Here is a 2,502-nt window from a genome sequence, read left to right on the forward strand (position 1 = left end):
CTGAAGGAGTTCGGGCTGACCCGCAAGGAGGCGGAGCGGTCGAAGAACATGTTCGCGCTGGGCCTGCTCTCGTGGATGTATCACCGTCCCACGGAGGGCACGGAGGCGTTCCTGCGGTCGAAGTTCGCGAAGAAGCCGGTGATCGCGGAGGCGAACATCACCGCGTTCCGGGCGGGCTGGAACTTCGGCGAGACGACGGAGGACTTCGCCGTCTCCTACGAGATCGCGCCCGCCGCGCACGCCTTCCCCCCCGGCGTCTACCGCAACATGTCGGGGAACCTGGCCCTGTCCTACGGACTGATCGCCGCCGCCCGCCAGGCCGGCCTGCCCCTGTATCTGGGCTCCTACCCGATCACCCCGGCCTCCGACATCCTCCACGAACTGTCCCGGCACAAGAACTTCGGCGTGCGCACCTTCCAGGCCGAGGACGAGATCGCCGGCATCGGCGCCGCCCTCGGCGCCGCGTTCGGCGGCGCGCTCGCCGTCACCACCACCTCCGGCCCCGGCGTGGCCCTCAAATCCGAGACCATCGGCCTCGCCGTCTCCCTGGAACTGCCCCTGCTCATCGTCGACATCCAGCGCGGCGGACCCTCCACCGGCCTGCCCACCAAAACCGAACAGGCCGACCTCCTCCAGGCCATGTACGGCCGCAACGGCGAGGCACCCGTCCCCGTCATCGCCCCCCGCACCCCCGGCGACTGCTTCGACGCCGCCATCGAGGCCGCCCGCATCGCCCTCACCTACCGCACCCCCGTCTTCCTCCTCTCCGACGGCTACCTCGCCAACGGCTCCGAACCCTGGCGGATCCCCGACCCCGCCGACCTCCCCGACCTGCGCACCCCCCACGCCACCGGCCCCAACCACACCCTGCCCGACGGCACCGACGTCTTCTGGCCCTACAAACGCGACCCCCACACCCTCGCCCGCCCCTGGGCCGTCCCCGGCACCCCCGGACTCGAACACCGCATCGGCGGCATCGAGAAACAGGACGGCACCGGCAACATCTCCTACGACCCCGCCAACCACGAACACATGGTCCGCACCCGCCAGGCCAAAATCGACAACATCACCATCCCGCCCCTGGCCGTCGACGACCCCCACCACGCCGACACCCTCGTCCTGGGCTGGGGATCAACCTACGGACCCATCACCGCCGCCGTCCGCCGCCTGCGCACCGAACACCACCCCATCGCCCAGGCCCACCTGCGCCACCTCAACCCCCTCCCCCCCAACCTCGCCGACATCCTCACCCGCTACCAGCACGTCATCATCCCCGAAATGAACCTCGGCCAGCTCAACACCCTCATCCGCGCCCGCTACCTCACCCCCACCCACAGCATCACCCAGATCAACGGCATGCCCTTCAAAGCAGCCCAGCTCGCCCACGCCCTCAAAAACGCCACCACCAAAACCAACGGGCACGACACCAACACCGACAACGGGCACGGCACCACCACCAGCGACACCACCACCACCGGACAGGCCACCAGCGGACACCAGGAGACCACCCATGACTGACACCGTCACCGGACTCCTCCCCCTCGTCCCCCGCGCCACCACCCCCCAGACCGCCAAGGACTTCAAAACCGACCAGGAAGTCCGCTGGTGCCCCGGCTGCGGCGACTACGCCGTCCTCGCCGCCGTCCAGTCCTTCATGCCCACCCTCGGCATCCGCCGCGAGAACACCGTCTTCATCTCCGGCATCGGCTGCTCCTCCCGCTTCCCCTACTACATGAACACCTACGGCATGCACTCCATCCACGGACGCGCACCCGCCATCGCCACCGGCCTCGCCACCACCCGCCAGGACCTCTCCGTCTGGGTCGTCACCGGCGACGGCGACGCCCTCTCCATCGGCGGCAACCACCTCATCCACGCCCTCCGCCGCAACGTCAACCTCAAAATCCTCCTCTTCAACAACCGCATCTACGGCCTCACCAAAGGCCAGTACTCCCCCACCTCAGAAACCGGCAAAATCACCAAATCCACCCCCATGGGCAGCCTCGACACCCCCTTCAACCCCCTCTCCCTCGCCCTCGGCGCCGAAGCCACCTTCATCGCCCGCACCCTCGACACCGACCGCAAACACCTCACCGAAACCCTCCGGCAAGCCGCACAACACCAAGGCACCGCCCTCATCGAGATCTACCAGAACTGCAACATCTTCAACGACGGCGCCTTCGACACCCTCAAAGACAAAGAACACGCACAAGACGCCCTCATCCGCCTCACCCACGGCCAGCCCATCACCTTCGGCACCGACCACACCAAAGGCGTCATCCGCGACCCCCACACCGGCGACCTCCACGCCACCACCCTCACCCCCCACAACCGCCCACACCTCCTCACCCACGACGCCCACAACCCCTCACCCACCACCCACTTCGCCCTCACCCGCCTCGCCGACAACGACACCCTCCACCACACCCCCATCGGCGTCATCCGCAACATCCAACGCCCCGTCTACGACACCCTCATGAACGACCAGCTCCACACCGCCAC

At 68.0% G+C, this 2,502-nt stretch carries 2 protein-coding genes; both read left to right on the forward strand.

The window, feature by feature from the left end; translation table 11 throughout:
* Positions 1 to 1,518: 2-oxoacid:acceptor oxidoreductase subunit alpha (locus AAFN69_RS34985; protein WP_347732990.1), on the forward strand; the 1,518-nt coding region annotated here is incomplete at its 5' end.
* Positions 1,511 to 2,502, forward strand: a 992-nt coding sequence (locus AAFN69_RS34990; protein WP_347732991.1) for a 2-oxoacid:ferredoxin oxidoreductase subunit beta, incomplete at its 3' end; no start/stop codon positions are given. The genes AAFN69_RS34985 and AAFN69_RS34990, both read left to right, overlap by 8 nt.

Source organism: Streptomyces sp. CAU 1734 (genome assembly GCF_039888735.1).
In the GTDB taxonomy this organism is placed as follows: Bacteria; Actinomycetota; Actinomycetes; order Streptomycetales; family Streptomycetaceae; genus Streptomyces.